A 14,182-nucleotide genomic window follows, 5' to 3' on the forward strand; every position below is an offset into this window, starting at 1 on the left:
TCGCGCTCTAAGCGGAAACCCCAAAACCGGGGGCTCAACGCTAGTCAGGAGTCTCTGCTGGCCCAAAGTGGGACTTCATTCCAGCTTTGTACTTCCCAGTTGCCTCGCTCCCAAAACCCAAAACGGATCTCAGAAGCCCTGACGTCTACTTGCGGGGGGCCTTCTTCTTGCCGGCCACGGTCTTGCGCGGGCCCTTGCGGGTGCGGGCGTTGGTGCGGGTGCGCTGACCACGCACGGGCAGGCCACGGCGGTGGCGCAGGCCACGGTAGCAGCCGATGTCCATCAGGCGCTTGATATTGGCCGCCACCTCAGCGCGCAACTCGCCCTCGGTCTTGTAGTTGTTCTCGATGTACTCCCGCAGCTTGGCCACCTCGGCTTCGCTGAGGTCCTTTACCCGCACCGAGGGGTCTACCTGGGTGGCCTCGAGGGCCTCCTTAGCCCGGTACGGACCCACCCCGTAGATATAGGTGAGGGCGATGTCCACGCGCTTGTTGCGGGGGATTTCGACGCCTGCAATACGAGCCATTCCTCTCTCCTTTATCCTTGCCGCTGTTTGTGCTTGGGTTCTTCACAGATCACGAATACCCGACCGTGACGCTTCACGATCTTGCACTTGTCGCAGATCTTCTTGACCGATGCTCTGACCTTCATGCCTGTCTCCTTCGCAAGCTACTTCCTGTAGACGATTCTGCCCCGGCTCGGGTCATAGGGGGTGACCTCCACCACCACCCGGTCGCCCGGCAGGATGCGGATGTAGTTCATGCGCATCTTGCCCGAGATGTAGCACAGGATTTCGGGGCCGCTGTCGAGCTGAACCCTAAAGGTGGTGTTGGGCAGGGCCTCTGAGATAACCCCTTCCATCCGAATCGTGTCTTTGTCCTTCGCCAAGCGCTTCTCCTTCCCCTCGCTCTTTAGCGCACCGCAACCGACCTCGGACTCCCGGTGAGGAGTCTTGGGCCGGCTTCGGTGATCGCTACCGTGTTTTCGTAGTGGGCGGCCAGGTTACCCTTGCCCGCGCTGGCCGTCCAACCATCCTCCAATATTACCACCTTGGCGGGGAAAAGCGTAACCATTGGCTCAAACGCCAGGGTCATGCCCGGACGCAGCTTGGGGCCCTGCCCGGCCTTGCCAAAGTTGGGCACCTGGGGGTCTTCGTGCATCGAGCGACCCACCCCGTGCCCCACCATCTCGCGCACCACCCACAGGCCGTGCCCCTCGATGAACTCCTGCACGACGGCGGCCACGTCGCCGATGCGGTTGCCCACCTTCATGGCCTCCAGCCCCGCCCAGAAGGCCTCCTCGGTGACCCGGATGAGCTTCTCGGCCTCGGGCGAGACCTTGCCGATGGCGTAGGTGCGGGCCATGTCGGTGGTGAAGCCCTGGTAGGTAAAGGCGAAGTCCACCTTCAGCACGTCCCCCTCCTTCAGCAGGCGCTTGTCGGGGAAACCGTGCACCACCACCTCGTTGAGCGACATGCAGGTAGCGAAGGGGTAGGAGCCCTGGTAGCCCATCTGGGGGGCCACGCCGCCGCGGGCCTTGATGGCCCTGGCCACGAAGTGCTCGAGCTCGAGCGTGCTCACGCCGGGCCGGATCAGGGGCTCGAGTTCGGCGAAGATCTCGGTGTGCAAGCGGCCAGTCTCGGCCATGCGCTCGAGTTCCCAGGGGCTTTTGATAACGATCGCCACGTGTCTCCTTCAGTGCAAATCGTGGTTCAGGGCCGACTGGATGCGGCTGTAGACCTCGTCCATGGAGCCCAGGCCGTCGATGGCCTTGAGGTTGCCGGTACGGGCGTAGTAGTCCACCAGGGGTTGGGTCTTCTCCGCGTAGACGGCCAGGCGCTTGCGGATGGTCTCCTCGTTATCGTCGGAGCGGCCCTCGGCCTGGGCGCGCCCCAGCAGCCGCTGAATGAGCTCCTCACGCGGCACGTCCACCAGGAGCACGCCCCGCAGTTCGACCCCCAGCTCCTCCAGCAGGCGGTCCAGAGCCTCGGCCTGAGCATGGGTGCGCGGGAAGCCGTCGAAGATGATCCGGGGTGTGGGCATGGCGGCGATCTCTTCCTTTACCAGCTCGAGGATCAGCTCGTCGGGCACCAGGTCGCCCCGGTCCAGGATCGGCTTGACCTTCTGCCCCAGCTCGGTGCCACGGGCAATGTGGCTGCGCAGGATGTCGCCGGTGGAAAGCTGGCGGTAACCCCGCTCAGCCGCCAGACGTTTGGCCTGGGTGCCTTTTCCGGCCCCAGGCGGTCCTAGGAAGATAACCGCTTCGCCCATAGTGAGTATCCCTTTAGTGGCCTCCGGTGTTCTCACGGCGCTACGCCGGTCAAGTTTGCGGCGAGCCCGCCGTGAGGGGGCTCAGAAGCGTGTGCCGGTGCGACCGCGGATGCGGCCTTTGGACAAGAAACCTTCGTAATTGCGCAGCATGAGCTGCGACTCGATCTGGCGCAGGGTATCCAGCGCCACGCCCACCACGATCAGCAGGCTGATCCCCGAGAAGGACACCAGGCTAAAGCCGGTGGCCTTGAGCACCAGCGTGGGAACCGCCGCCACCGCTGCCAGGAATAGCGCCCCCCACAGCGTCAGGCGGGATACGATGTGCTCGAGGAACTTGACCGTAGGCTCTCCCGGCCGAATGCCGGGAACGAAGCCACCGTACTCGCGCAGGTTCTCGGCGATGCGCCGGGGGTCGAACTGCACGGCGGTGTAGATGTAGGTAAAGCCGAAGACCAACAGCACCTCGATGATGAGCCCGGAGAGGTTGGAGGGGTTGAAGAAGTGAGCGACGGACTGGGCTACCTGGCTCTGGGTCAGCGAACCGGCGATGAAGATGGGCACCTGCAAGAGCGCAGCGGCGAAGACGATAGGGATGACCCCCGCCGCGTTGACCTTGACCGGGATGTAGGTGGCCTGCCCGCCGTACACCCGCCGCCCCACCTGCTTGCGGGCGTACTGCACGGGGATGCGGCGCTCGGCCTGGGTGATGGTGGCCATGAAGGCGAAAGCGATCACCAGGAAGGCGATGAAGAAGAGCAGCGCGACCAGATTAGCCTGCCCCGCCCCCACCAAACCGGCGGTTTGAGCGATGCGCAGCGGCCACCCGGCCACGATCCCGGCGAAGATGATCATGCTGGTACCGTTGCCCACCCCGTATTCGGTGATGCGCTCGGCCATCCACAGCACCAGCGCGATCCCCGCGACCTGGGTCACCACCACGATGAAGTGGAAGAAGAAGCCCGGCTCCCAGCCTGGAAGCAAAAACTGTCCGTTGTTGGAGGAGAGGAAAGCGGTAGAGAGGAACAGCGCCTGCACACCCCCCAGCGCCACGCCCGCGTAGCGGGTGTAGCGGTTGATGATGCGGCGGCCTTCTTCGCCTTCTTTTTGCAGCTTCTCGAGCGCCGGCACCACCGTGACCAGCAGGTTCATGATGATCGAGGCGGTGATGTAGGGCATGATGCCCAACGCGAAGATGGAGAACTGCTCGAAGTTGGAGCCCGAGAAGAGGTTGATGATGCCCAGTGCCCCCCCGGCCTGGGTGCCCAGGTACTCCTTGATCTTGGTGTAGTCCACGCCGGGGGTGGGGATGAAGGCGCACAGGCGGTAGGCCGCCAGCACCATCAAGGTGAAGATGATCCGGGCGCGAAGCTCGGGGATGAAGAGGGCATCCCGAAAAGCCCGGAGCATATTAGGCTCCCTCGCCGCTGCCCTCGAGGGCAATGGCCTCGCCGCCGGCGGCCTTGATCTTCTGGGCTGCGGCAGCGGAGAACTTGTGGGCCGTCACCTTCAAGGCGGTGCCGATCTCGCCGTTGGCGAGCACCTTCACCGGGTAGCCCGGGCGCACCAACCCGGCGTCGGCCAGGGCCTCGGGGGTGACTTCACCCTGGGTGAACGCCTTGGCGATGGCGCCGACGTTGACCACCTGGTACTCCACGCGCTTGATCTCGCCGGGTACCTGGCCGCTCATGCCGCGCTTGGGCAAGCGCATGAGCAAGGTCGAGCGCCCACCCTCGAAGCGGTTGGGGTTTTTGAGGCCGCCCGAGCGGGACTTCTGGCCTTTGTGGCCGCGCCCGGCGGTCTTGCCGTGGCCCGAGCCGGGGCCACGCCCCACGCGCTTCTTGCGCTTGTTGGCCCCTTCGTTAGGGCGCAGGTCGGATAGCTTCATTATTTATCCTCCACGATGGTCACCAGGTGGGCCACCTTGGCGATCTGGCCGCGGATGGCGGGGTTGTCGGCCAGCTCGCGCACACGGTGCATCTTGGTCAGGCCCAGGGCCTTGAGGGCGGCTTTCTGGTCCTTAGGGTAACCGATGGGGCTCTTGGTCAGCTTGACGCGGATCGCCATCAGGCCACCTCCTCCTTGCGCAGGCGCTTGACATCCTCCCAAGTCTGCAGCTGGCGCAGCGCCTCCATGGTGGCGTAGGCGATGTTGACGGGGTTGCGCGAGCCCAGCTCCTTGGTGAGCACGTCGGTGACACCGGCGAGCTCGAGGATGGCGCGGGGCACCATGCCCGCGATCACGCCGGTACCGGGAGCCGCCGGACGCAGCAGGATGGTCGAGGAGCCGTGGGTCACCTGGATTTCGTGGGGGATGGTGCCGCCTTGCAGGGGCACCTCGACCAGCGAGCGGCGAGCGTAGTTCTGCGCCTTCTGCACAGCGATGGGCACTTCCTTGGCCTTGCCCAGGCCCAGGCCCACCCGGCCCTGGCGGTCCCCCACCACGACCAGCGCCCCAAAGCGGAAGCGGCGGCCACCCTGGTAGGTTTTAGCGGTGCGGCGCACCACGATCATCTTTTCTTCGAAATCGGTCTCGGGCATTCTTTGCTCCTTCGGAGGCTTCTAGAATTCCAATCCGCCCTCGCGGGCTCCGTCGGCCAAGGCCTTGACGCGCCCGTGGTACTTGTAGGCCCCCCGGTCGAAGACCACCTGGGTGATGCCTTTTTCCTTGGCGGCCTTGGCGATGGCCTCACCAACCTTCCTGGCGACTTCGGTCTTGTTGCCCGACAGGCCCAAGGCCTTGCTCGAGGCCGCGGCCAGCGTCACGCCCTTGGAGTCGTCGATGATCTGGGCGTAGATGTGCTTTAGGCTGCGGAAGACCGACAGGCGGAGCCGTCCCGAAGCCTTGACCGCATTGCGCACGCGGAATTTGCGGCGATCAGCAGAAGAGAGTTTGGACATGGCTCATCCTCCTTACTTGGTGCCGGTCTTGCCGGGCTTGAGCTTGATGGGCTCGTCGGCGTAGTAGATGCCCTTCTCGTGGTAGGCGCTGGGCTTGCGAATCGAGCGCAGGTTGGCCGCGGTCTGGCCCACGAGTTGCTTGTCGATGCCCCTGATGACGACCTTGGTAGGCTCGGGCACCTCGAAGGTGATGCCCTGAGGGGGCTCGACGATCACAGGGTGGCTGTAACCGACGGTGAGCTCGAGGTTCTTGCCCGTGAGCTTGGCGCGGTAACCGATACCCTTGATCAGCATCTCGCGGCTGTAGCCTTCGGCCACGCCCTTGACGGCGTTGGCGATGAGGGTACGGGTGAGGCCGTGCAGGCTCTTGTGGCGGCGCTGGTCGGTGGGGCGCTCGACCCTGACGCTGCCGTCTTCGACCTTCACCTTGAGGTCGGGATCCACGGCCACGTTGTTTTCGCCCTTGGGGCCCTTGACCTTGACGCTGGCGTAGGCCACTTCCACGGTCACGCCCTTAGGCAGGGGGATGGCTTGCTTACCAATTCGAGACATGGCTCTTGTTTCTCCTTCTAGGGGCCCTCGAACAAGCGCGATGACCTTGTTCGGCAGTTGATGTCAACCTCGGGCCGGCCCCAAATCTGCTCGTTTGGGGTCTCGATTACCACACCTCACAGATGACTTCGCCGCCCACGCCCAGTCTGCGGGCTTCACGGTCTACGAGCACACCCTTGGAAGTAGAGATGATGGCCGTGCCCAGACCCCGACGCACCACGGGCACGTTCTCGGCGCTGACGTAGACGCGCCGGCCGGGGCGGCTGACGCGCCGGATGTGCTGGATAACCTTCTCGCGGCGGGGGCCGTACTTGAGGGTCAGGCGCAGGAAGGGCTTGCCGTCGATTTCGATGCGCTCGAGGCCCTTGAGGTAACCCTCGCGCACCAGAAGCTCGGCGATCTGCTCCTTAAACTTCGAAGCCGGTACCTCCACGCTCTCCTTGTAGACCATCAGACCGTTGCGGATCCGGGTCAACATGTCGGCAATTGGGTCGCTGTACATTCTTACTCTCCTCTTACACCTCGAGCAGGGCTACGCAAGTCAGGTCTTGAGCCATTTGTGCTCAACCGTGCGACTTGGGGAACTCCTCCCGGCTCGTAGGTTCAGGCCAACCTGCGGTCTCGGAGCAAACCCTCCGACCGGCCAGGCCACCTCTACCAGCTTGCCTTCTTCACGCCGGGCAGCAACCCCTTGTGGGCCATCTCCCGAAGCTGGATGCGGCTGATACCGAAGTAGCGCACGTAGCCCTTCGCCCGCCCGGTGAACACGCAGCGATTCTTGTGGCGGGTGGGGCTGGCGTCGCGGGGAAGCTCGGCCAGCGCGGCCCAGTCCCCAGCGGCCTTGAGGGCAGCTCGCTTGGCGGCGTACTTGGCAATGGTCTTCTGCTTGCGCTTCATCTTCTCGACTTGCGACTTCTTCGCCATTGACTCACCTCCTTCCCTTACTTGCGGAACGGGAAGCCCAAGAGCTCGAGCAGCGCCCGCGCTTCCTCGTCGGTCTTGGCGGTAGTCACCACGGCGATGTCCATCCCACGCACGGCATCGACCATGTCGAAGGTGATCTCGGGGAAAATCGCCTGCTCGCGCAGCCCCAGGTTGTAGTTGCCGCGCCCGTCAAAGCCGCCCGGGTTGATGCCACGGAAGTCGCGGATGCGGGGCAGGCCGACGGTGAGGAGTTTTTCGAGGAAGATCCACATGCGGTCACCCCGCAGGGTCACCCGCAGACCGATGGGCATCCCCTGGCGCAGCTTGAAGTTGGAGATCGACTTCTTGGCCCGGGTGATGGCTGGCTTCTGGCCGGTGATGAGGGCGAGTTCCTGCCCAGCCTTCTCCAGGATGCGGCTGTCTTCCTTGGCCTCGCCCAGGGCCTGGTTGACCACGACTTTCACCAGGCGGGGAACCGCCATCACGTTGTCGTAACCGAAGCGCTTCATCAGCTCGGGGACGACTTCGGTCTTGTACTTGTTGCGCAGGTATACCTCGAGCGCCATCTCACTTCTCCTTCGTGTCCAAGGCGCCACCGCAGTGCACGCACACGCGGATACGGCGGGTCTTGCCACCCTCGTCAACTTCCTTCTTGCGCACGCGGGTAGGCTTGCCGCAATTGGGGCAGACCGGCATCACCTTGGAGACGTGCAGCGGGCCTTCCTTCTCCACGAAGCCGCCCTGGGGGTTGCGGGGGTTGGGGCGCACGGCGCGCTTGATGATGTTGATCCCCTCCACCACCACGGTCTGTTCCTTGGGGTTGACCGCGAGCACCTTGCCGGTCTTGCCCTTGATGCCGGGCTTAAACTCGCCGGTCTTAGGGTCGGTGCGGTCCTTGCTGCCGGAGATCACCAAGACGGTGTCCCCCTTCTTCACGTGAAGCTTGGCCTTTTCCATCACAGCACCTCGGGGGCCAAGGAGACGATCTTCATGAAGCCGCGCTCACGCAGTTCGCGGGCCACCGGGCCGAAGACGCGCGTGCCGCGAGGCTCGTTCTGGTTGTTGATGATCACGGCGGCATTGGTGTCGAAGCGAATGGTACTACCATCGGCACGGCGGATCTCCTTGGCGGTGCGCACCACCACGGCCTTGACCACCTCGCCCTCCTTGACCATGCCGCGCGGGATGGCCTCCTTGACCGAAGCCACGATGATGTCGCCCACGCTGGCGTACTTGCGGTTGGAACCCCCCATGATGCGTATGGCCGCGATCTTGCGGGCTCCGGTATTGTCGGCCACGTCGAGTACGGTTTCGTTCTGGATCATGCTTTACCACGCTCCTTGCGAAGCAGGTAACGCTCGATCAGGTCCATCCGCCCTTCCTCGATCTTTCTCACTACGGTGAAGCGCTTTCTGGCCGACATCGGGCGAGATTCCCTGATCTCGACGACATCGCCCAGCTTGTACTCGCCCTTCTCGTCGTGGGCGAGGTACTTTTTAGAGCGCTTGATCACCTTGCCGTAAATGGGGTGGGGGAACTGGCGCTCCACCAGGACAGCGACCGTCTTTTGCATCTTGTCGCTGACCACCACACCGGTCAGGTTTTTTCTCGGCATCCTCAATCTTCTCCTTTATTTCAAGAGCCACAGGCCGCACGCGCTGCAGGGCCCAAGCAGTCCAAAGGGCGAGTATACAGCAACGCTGCCCGGTCGCCAAGGGCTTGCCCTGCCCCCGCCGAGCGGGGGCAGGGGGCTACTTCTGCTTCTCCGTCAGGACGGTGAGGAGCCGGGCAATCTCACGCTTGGTCTCGCGCACGCGGTGGTTCTTGTCGAGCTGGCCGATGGAAGCCTGGAAACGCAGCTCCATGAGCTCTTTCTTCCGGGCTGCCACCTCCTTCTGCAATTCGGCCACCGAGAGCTTGCGCATCTCACTGAGCTTCATCGTAGGCATCACGTCTCACCACCTTCGTCAGGACGGGGAGTTTGTGCCCAGCCAGGCGCAGGGCCTCACGGGCCTGCTCCTCGGTCACGCCCGCCACCTCAAACATCACCCGGCCAGGCTTGACCACGGCCACGTAACCCTCGACATTACCCTTACCCTTACCCATGCGGACTTCCAGCGGCTTCTTGGTAAAGGGTTTGTCGGGGAAGATGCGGATGAAGATCTTCCCACCGCGGCGGAAGTGGCGCACCATGGCCACACGGGCAGCTTCGATCTGCTGAGCGGTGATCCAACCGGGCTCGAGGGTTACCAGACCCCACTCGCCAAAGGCCACGTAATCGCCACCCTTGGCGGCGCCGGTCATGCGTCCCCGGTGGGCCTTGCGGTACTTCATGCGCTTGGGCATCAACATGGCTTACTCACCCCCTTCCCGGCTGCCACCCCCGCTGCGGCGCACAGCCGAGCGGCGACGGGGGCGGCCCTCCTCACGCTCGCGCTTGGGTGCGGTGGGGCGGGGAGGCTGAGTGGCGGCCGCACCCACCTTCTTGCCGCCGATGACCTCACCCATGAAGACGTAGGCCTTCACACCCAGCGAGCCGTAGGTGGTCTCGGCCCGGGCGGTGCCGTAGTCGATGTTGGCTCGCAGGGTGTGCAGCGGCACGCGGCCCTCGGCGGCCCACTCCACGCGGGCTTGCTCAGCCCCGCCAATGCGGCCCGAGACCACGATCTTAGCCCCCTGGGCCCCGCTCTCGCGCACGCGCTGCACGGCCTGCTTGATGCTGCGACGCACGGCGAAGCGTCGCTCGATCTGCTCAGCCACGCGCTGGGCCACCAGCGGCGCGGAGAGGTTGGGGTTGCCCACTTCCTGAACGTTGAGGGCCAGGGTCTTGCCGGGGAAACGCTTCTGCAGGCTCTCGCGTAGGCGCTTGATGGTCTCCCCGCCGCGACCGATCACCACGCCGGGCTTGGCGGCGTAAACGGTGACGGCGATGTTGTCGGCGGCCCGCTCGATGTCGATGCGGGCCAAGCCGGCGGGCCGGAGCTCTTTCTCGATCTGGTCGCGGATCTGACGATCCTCGACGAGGGTCTTGGCATAGGCTTTCTTGCCGGCGTACCAACGCGACTCGAATTCGCGGGTAATACCCAGGCGCAAGCCCACGGGGTTGATCTTATTTCCCATCTTTCTCCCCCACGACGATGGTGATGTGGCTGGTGCGCTTCTTGATGATGTGGGCCTGCCCGCGGGCCCTGGGCAGCACGCGCTTGAGCGCGGGCCCTTCGTCCACGTAGGCGGCTTTGATCACCAGTTGGTCCTCGAGCATGTCGTAGTTGTTGATGGCGTTGGCCGCAGCCGACTCGAGTACCTTCACCACGGGCTCAACCGCCCGCTTGTTGGTGTACTTGAGGATGGCCTTGGCCTCGTCCACACCCTTGCCCCGGATCAGGTCCACCACCAGGCGGGCCTTGCGGGGCGACATGCGGATGTAGCGAGCGATAGCTTTAGCTTCCATTCCCTGCATTCTCCCTTCGGTCGCCCTTCCGGCTCAGCCGGAAGGTGGCGGACTCACTTCTTGGTGGCCTTGGTGTCCTTTCCGTGCCCACGGTAGGTGCGGGTGGGGGCGAACTCGCCCAACTTGTGCCCTACCATCTGCTCGGTGATGTACACCGGGACGTGCTGCTTGCCGTTGTACACCGCCAGGGTGTGGCCGATCATCTCGGGGACGATGGTGCTGCGGCGGCTCCAGGTCTTGATGACCCGCTTCTCACCCTTGGCGTTCATCGCTTCCACCTTGTCGATGAGGTGGGCGTCGACGAAAACCCCTTTTTTCATGCTACGCGGCATAGTTTCTCCTACTCACACCGATAACGGTGCGGAAATCTTTATTTCTTGCGCCGGGCAACGATGAGGGCGCTGGAGGGCTTCTTCTTCTTGCGGGTCTTGAGACCTTTGGCCTGCTGGCCCCAGGGCGACACCGGGGGACGGCCCCGGGGCGCACGGCCTTCACCACCGCCGTGGGGGTGATCCACGGGGTTCATCACCGTACCACGCACGTGACCCTTGCGGCCCTTGTGGCGGGTGCGGCCCGCCTTACCCAGCACGATGTTCTTGTGGTCGGCGTTGGAGACGGTGCCGATGGTGGCATAGCTCTCGGCGTGCACCTTGCGCAGCTCGCCGGAAGGAAGGCGCAGGATCACGTAGTCGCCTTCGCGGCCCTGAACCTGCACGCTGGTGCCGGCGCTGCGGGCCATCTTAGCCCCCTTGCCCGGCTCGAGCTCGACCGCGTGGATCACGGTACCCACCGGGATGAAGCGCAGGGGCAGGGCATTGCCCGGCTGGATCAGGGCCTCGGGGCCGCACATCACCTCCGAGCCCACTGCCAGGCCATCGGGGGCCAGGATATAGCGCTTCTCGCCATCCTTGTAGTGCAGCAAGGCGATGCGGGCGGTACGGTTGGGGTCGTACTCGATGGCGGCCACTTTGGCCGGGATATTGGCCTTGTCGCGGCGGCGGAAGTCGATGATGCGGTACAGGCGCTTGTGCCCGCCGCCACGGAAGCGGCTGGTGATGCGGCCCTGGTTGTTGCGCCCGCCAGTCTTCTTAAGGGGGGCGGTGAGGCTTTTCTCCGGCTTCACCTTGGTGATATCGGAGAAATCCGCCACCGTCATGAAGCGGCGCGACGGAGTGTAAGGACGAAATTTCTTGACTGCCATTCTTCTACCTCACTTGATACGAGCTAACCGAGTCGCTCTGATCCCAAGTGCTTTTGTGCCCCTTCATCGTGCGGTCCGTAGGTTGAGCCGCAACGCTCGGTCTCGAGGCCAAGGGCGCGCACCAGCTCATGGGCCGTGCGCCACTCCCTTTAGATCAAGCCCTCCAGGGCTTCGATCTTCTGTCCAGCCGCCACCGTAACGATGGCTTTCTTGCGGTCGGCTTTCTTGCCCACGAAACGTCCTAAGCGGGCAGCCTTACCCTCGTAGTTCTGAACGTTGACCCGCACCACCTTGACCTTGAACGCGGCCTCCACGGCGTTCTTGATCTCGGTCTTGGTGGCGGTGGGCGCCACCAGGAAGGTGTAGGTGCCCTCGGCGAACTTGGCGTAGGCCTTTTCGGAGAGCACGGGCTTGAGGATCACGTCGAAGGCGGTCTTCATGCCTCACCTCCGCTGGCATTCGGCGCGAACAGGCGGCTTTGCACCGCTTCCCAGGCGGCCAGGTCCAGCAGCAAAGTCTCCTGGCGCAGGATGTCGTAAACGTTGAGCCCAGCCGGAGCCAGCACCCGCACCTCGGGCAGGTTGCGGGCCGCGCGGGCCACTTTTTCATCGGCGGTGACCAGCAGCACGCTCGAGCCCTCCAGACCGTTGGCCTTCAGCCAGGCCACGAACTCTTTGGTCTTGCCGTTTACCCCCTCGAAGGCCTCGACGATGAACAGCCTGCCCTCCTTGGCCCGGTCGGCCAGGGCCATGGAAAGGCCCAGCCGGCGCACCTTCTTGGGCAAGGTGTAGCTGTAGTCGCGGGGCTTGGGACCAAACACCGTGCCACCGCCCACGAAGATGGGCGCCCCAGCGTCACCGTGGCGGGCGCGCCCGGTGTGCTTTTGGGAGTAGGGCTTTTTGCCGGTGAAGGCGACCTCGCCGCGGGTCTTGGTGGAGGCGGTACCCCGGCGGCGCGAGGCCAGTTGCCAGCGCACTACCTCGTAGAGCACGTGAGGGTTGATCTTCTCAGGCAGCGCAACTTGAAGCTCGCGCCTGCCCTTGGCGGAAAGAACCGTGAGGTTATACATCTGCTATCGCTCCTTCCCTCAGGCCTTCCGCTTGGCCGCCGGGCGGCGGCTGGTCTCGCGCACCATCACCAAGTTGCCGTTGGCGCCGGGGATGGCTCCCTTGACCAGGATCAGGTTCTCCTCGGGGATCACGTCCACGACCTCGAGGTTCTGCACCGTGATGCGCTCGGCACCGTAGCGACCGGCCATCTTCTTACCTTTGTAGACGCGGCCCGGGGTCTTGCGGTTGCCAATGGAGCCGGGGTGACGGTGCACTTTGTGGGCACCGTGGGTCATGTTGCCACCGGCAAAGTTCCAACGCTTCATCACGCCGCTGAAGCCACGCCCCTTGGAAGTACCGCTGACATCGACTTTTTCACCCGGCTGGAAGATCGCCACGGTCACGGTGTCCCCCTCGGGGTTGAAGCCACGCAGTTCGCGCAGATAGCGCACGGGCTCGACACCGGCCTTGGCGAAGTGGCCTTTCATGGGCTTGTTGACCCGCTGGGCTTTCTTGGGTTGGAAGCCGAGCTGTACCGCCTCGTAGCCGTCCTTCTCGACGGTGCGTCGCTGCACGACGGGGCACGGCCCAGCCAGGATCACCGTCACCGGCACAGCCTTGTCGTTCTTCCAGACTTGGGTCATGCCGACCTTGGTTCCCAGGATGCCTTTCACCGTCCACCCCCCAGAATCTTCATTTCGATCTCCACCCCGGTGGGCAGGTCGAGGCTCTGGAGGCTCTCGATAGTCTTGCGGTTGGGGTCGGAGATATCAACCAGGCGGTTGTGGGTACGCAGCTCGAAGTGCTCGCGGCTGTCCTTGTGCTTGAACGGGCCCCGCAGCACGGTGAAGCGACGAACCCGCGTGGGCAGGGGCACCGGACCGGCCACCTGGGCCCCGGTGCGACGGACCGTCTCCACAATCTTGGCCGCCGAGGCATCCAGGCTCTTGTGGTCGAAGCCCCGTAGCTTAATGCGAATCTTTGGCATTCAGGGCCTCCTTTACTCGATGATCTTGGCGACGACCCCGGCACCGACGGTGCGACCACCCTCCCGGATGGCGAAGCGCAGCCCCTCCTCCATGGCGATGGGCTTGATCAGCTCGACGGTGAAGGTCACGTTGTCCCCGGGCATCACCATCTCCACCCCCTTGGGCAACTCCACCACCCCCGTCACGTCCGTCGTGCGGAAGTAGAACTGCGGCCGGTAGTTGGTGAAAAAGCCCGTGTGCCGCCCCCCTTCCTCCCGCTTCAGCACGTACACCGACGCCTCGAACTTGGTGTGCGGTGTCACGCTCCCCGGCTTGGCCAGTACCTGACCCCGCTCCACCTCTTCCCGGCCTACGCCCCGCAGCAGCAGACCTACGTTGTCCCCCGCCAAGCCCTCGCTCAGGGTCTTGCGGTGCATCTCCACCCCGGTCACCACCGTCTTCTTGGTCTCCCCAAGCCCTACGATCTCTACCTCGTCGCCCACCTTGACCTTCCCACGTTCCACCCGTCCCGTGGCCACCGTCCCACGTCCCGTGATCGTGAACACGTCCTCCACCGGCATCAAGAACGGCTTATCCACATCCCGCTGCGGCGTGGGTATGTACGAGTCGATCGCATCCAGCAGCTCCCAGATCCGATCCACCCACTCGTTCTCCCCTCGCTGGGTCTTGGGGTTCTTGTGCATCTGTTCCAGCGCCAACAGCGCCGATCCCCGGATGATCGGTGTGTCGTCCCCAGGAAACTCGTACTGGCTCAGCAGATCCCGTACCTCCATCTCCACCAAGTCCAAGAGCTCCGCGTCGTCGACCATGTCCACTTTGTTCAAAAACACCACGATGTACGGCACCCCT

General features: G+C 64.1%; 28 protein-coding genes. All 28 read right to left on the bottom strand.

The genetic code is table 11. The annotated features are described in order from the left end of the window. Positions 1 to 145 precede the first annotated feature (145 nt). Complete coding sequence (gene rpsM / locus B047_RS0110310; protein ID WP_018466885.1) at positions 146 to 526, bottom strand: 30S ribosomal protein S13; 381 nt, start codon at positions 524 to 526, stop codon at positions 146 to 148. 11 nt (positions 527 to 537) lie between these two features. Continuing rightward, positions 538 to 651: a 50S ribosomal protein L36 gene (gene rpmJ, locus B047_RS17645; protein ID WP_027892158.1), complete on the bottom strand. Its 114-nt coding sequence runs from the start codon at positions 649 to 651 to the stop codon at positions 538 to 540. An 18-nt stretch (positions 652 to 669) separates the two neighbouring features. After that, on the bottom strand, positions 670 to 888 hold the full coding sequence (gene infA, locus B047_RS0110315; RefSeq protein WP_026234799.1) for a translation initiation factor IF-1: 219 nt from the start codon (positions 886 to 888) through the stop codon (positions 670 to 672). A gap of 23 nt (positions 889 to 911) precedes the next feature. After that, positions 912 to 1,685, bottom strand: a complete 774-nt coding sequence (map, locus tag B047_RS0110320) for a type I methionyl aminopeptidase (RefSeq protein WP_018466887.1) — start codon at positions 1,683 to 1,685, stop codon at positions 912 to 914. Positions 1,686 to 1,694: 9 nt separating this feature from the next. Beyond that, on the bottom strand, positions 1,695 to 2,270 hold the full coding sequence (locus B047_RS0110325; protein WP_018466888.1) for an adenylate kinase: 576 nt from the start codon (positions 2,268 to 2,270) through the stop codon (positions 1,695 to 1,697). Positions 2,271 to 2,351: 81 nt separating this feature from the next. Beyond that, positions 2,352 to 3,677, bottom strand: a complete 1,326-nt coding sequence (gene secY, locus B047_RS0110330) for a preprotein translocase subunit SecY (RefSeq protein ID WP_018466889.1) — start codon at positions 3,675 to 3,677, stop codon at positions 2,352 to 2,354. 1 nt (position 3,678) lies between these two features. Continuing rightward, positions 3,679 to 4,155, bottom strand: coding sequence for a 50S ribosomal protein L15 (rplO, locus tag B047_RS0110335; RefSeq protein WP_018466890.1), 477 nt, complete (start codon positions 4,153 to 4,155; stop codon positions 3,679 to 3,681). Further along, complete coding sequence (rpmD, locus tag B047_RS0110340; protein WP_018466891.1) at positions 4,155 to 4,334, bottom strand: 50S ribosomal protein L30; 180 nt, start codon at positions 4,332 to 4,334, stop codon at positions 4,155 to 4,157. Before rpmD ends, rplO begins: the two co-directional genes overlap by 1 nt. Then, positions 4,334 to 4,807, bottom strand: a complete 474-nt coding sequence (gene rpsE, locus B047_RS0110345; RefSeq protein ID WP_018466892.1) for a 30S ribosomal protein S5 — start codon at positions 4,805 to 4,807, stop codon at positions 4,334 to 4,336. Before rpsE ends, rpmD begins: the two co-directional genes overlap by 1 nt. 21 nt (positions 4,808 to 4,828) lie before the next feature. Next, on the bottom strand, positions 4,829 to 5,167 hold the full coding sequence (rplR, locus tag B047_RS0110350; RefSeq protein ID WP_018466893.1) for a 50S ribosomal protein L18: 339 nt from the start codon (positions 5,165 to 5,167) through the stop codon (positions 4,829 to 4,831). A 12-nt stretch (positions 5,168 to 5,179) separates the two neighbouring features. Further along, entirely contained in the window at positions 5,180 to 5,719 is a 540-nt protein-coding gene (rplF, locus tag B047_RS0110355) for a 50S ribosomal protein L6 (protein WP_018466894.1), read from the bottom strand. A gap of 106 nt (positions 5,720 to 5,825) precedes the next feature. After that, on the bottom strand, positions 5,826 to 6,221 hold the full coding sequence (rpsH, locus tag B047_RS0110360) for a 30S ribosomal protein S8 (protein ID WP_018466895.1): 396 nt from the start codon (positions 6,219 to 6,221) through the stop codon (positions 5,826 to 5,828). 152 nt (positions 6,222 to 6,373) lie between these two features. After that, positions 6,374 to 6,643, bottom strand: a complete 270-nt coding sequence (rpsN, locus tag B047_RS0110365) for a 30S ribosomal protein S14 (RefSeq protein ID WP_018466896.1) — start codon at positions 6,641 to 6,643, stop codon at positions 6,374 to 6,376. A gap of 17 nt (positions 6,644 to 6,660) precedes the next feature. Beyond that, on the bottom strand, positions 6,661 to 7,209 hold the full coding sequence (gene rplE / locus B047_RS0110370; protein ID WP_018466897.1) for a 50S ribosomal protein L5: 549 nt from the start codon (positions 7,207 to 7,209) through the stop codon (positions 6,661 to 6,663). A gap of 1 nt (position 7,210) precedes the next feature. Next, on the bottom strand, positions 7,211 to 7,600 hold the full coding sequence (gene rplX, locus B047_RS0110375) for a 50S ribosomal protein L24 (protein WP_018466898.1): 390 nt from the start codon (positions 7,598 to 7,600) through the stop codon (positions 7,211 to 7,213). Then, on the bottom strand, positions 7,600 to 7,968 hold the full coding sequence (gene rplN / locus B047_RS0110380; RefSeq protein WP_018466899.1) for a 50S ribosomal protein L14: 369 nt from the start codon (positions 7,966 to 7,968) through the stop codon (positions 7,600 to 7,602). The genes rplX and rplN overlap by 1 nt, the downstream gene beginning before the upstream one ends. Next, a complete protein-coding gene (gene rpsQ, locus B047_RS0110385; protein ID WP_018466900.1) occupies positions 7,965 to 8,258 on the bottom strand; it encodes a 30S ribosomal protein S17 in 294 nt (97 codons plus the stop codon). Before rpsQ ends, rplN begins: the two co-directional genes overlap by 4 nt. Before the next feature lie 136 nt (positions 8,259 to 8,394). After that, positions 8,395 to 8,592 carry a 50S ribosomal protein L29 gene (rpmC, locus tag B047_RS0110390; protein ID WP_157205884.1) on the bottom strand — a complete coding sequence of 66 codons (198 nt, stop codon included), beginning with the start codon at positions 8,590 to 8,592 and terminating at the stop codon, positions 8,395 to 8,397. Next, positions 8,570 to 8,995 (bottom strand): 50S ribosomal protein L16, encoded by a 426-nt coding sequence (gene rplP, locus B047_RS0110395; protein WP_018466902.1) that lies wholly within the window; start codon positions 8,993 to 8,995, stop codon positions 8,570 to 8,572. Before rplP ends, rpmC begins: the two co-directional genes overlap by 23 nt. Before the next feature lie 3 nt (positions 8,996 to 8,998). After that, complete coding sequence (gene rpsC / locus B047_RS0110400; protein WP_018466903.1) at positions 8,999 to 9,763, bottom strand: 30S ribosomal protein S3; 765 nt, start codon at positions 9,761 to 9,763, stop codon at positions 8,999 to 9,001. After that, entirely contained in the window at positions 9,753 to 10,094 is a 342-nt protein-coding gene (rplV, locus tag B047_RS0110405) for a 50S ribosomal protein L22 (protein ID WP_018466904.1), read from the bottom strand. Before rplV ends, rpsC begins: the two co-directional genes overlap by 11 nt. A gap of 53 nt (positions 10,095 to 10,147) precedes the next feature. Then, on the bottom strand, positions 10,148 to 10,426 hold the full coding sequence (gene rpsS, locus B047_RS0110410) for a 30S ribosomal protein S19 (RefSeq protein WP_026234801.1): 279 nt from the start codon (positions 10,424 to 10,426) through the stop codon (positions 10,148 to 10,150). A 38-nt stretch (positions 10,427 to 10,464) separates the two neighbouring features. Beyond that, positions 10,465 to 11,295 carry a 50S ribosomal protein L2 gene (gene rplB / locus B047_RS0110415; RefSeq protein WP_026234802.1) on the bottom strand — a complete coding sequence of 277 codons (831 nt, stop codon included), beginning with the start codon at positions 11,293 to 11,295 and terminating at the stop codon, positions 10,465 to 10,467. Positions 11,296 to 11,444: 149 nt separating this feature from the next. Continuing rightward, positions 11,445 to 11,735 carry a 50S ribosomal protein L23 gene (locus tag B047_RS0110420; protein WP_018466907.1) on the bottom strand — a complete coding sequence of 97 codons (291 nt, stop codon included), beginning with the start codon at positions 11,733 to 11,735 and terminating at the stop codon, positions 11,445 to 11,447. Then, the gene (rplD, locus tag B047_RS0110425; RefSeq protein WP_018466908.1) at positions 11,732 to 12,364 is read right to left on the bottom strand and encodes a 50S ribosomal protein L4; all 633 of its coding nucleotides are present in this window, start codon (positions 12,362 to 12,364) and stop codon (positions 11,732 to 11,734) included. The genes B047_RS0110420 and rplD overlap by 4 nt, the downstream gene beginning before the upstream one ends. A gap of 18 nt (positions 12,365 to 12,382) precedes the next feature. Then, a complete protein-coding gene (gene rplC, locus B047_RS0110430) occupies positions 12,383 to 13,018 on the bottom strand; it encodes a 50S ribosomal protein L3 (RefSeq protein ID WP_018466909.1) in 636 nt (211 codons plus the stop codon). Further along, positions 13,015 to 13,332, bottom strand: coding sequence for a 30S ribosomal protein S10 (gene rpsJ / locus B047_RS0110435; protein WP_018466910.1), 318 nt, complete (start codon positions 13,330 to 13,332; stop codon positions 13,015 to 13,017). Before rpsJ ends, rplC begins: the two co-directional genes overlap by 4 nt. A 12-nt stretch (positions 13,333 to 13,344) precedes the next feature. Continuing rightward, positions 13,345 to 14,182, bottom strand: an 838-nt coding sequence (locus B047_RS0110440) for an elongation factor Tu (RefSeq protein WP_018466911.1), incomplete at its 5' end; no start/stop codon positions are given.

It is taken from the genome of Calidithermus timidus DSM 17022 (assembly GCF_000373205.1).
Lineage (GTDB): Bacteria > Deinococcota > Deinococci > Deinococcales > Thermaceae > Calidithermus > Calidithermus timidus.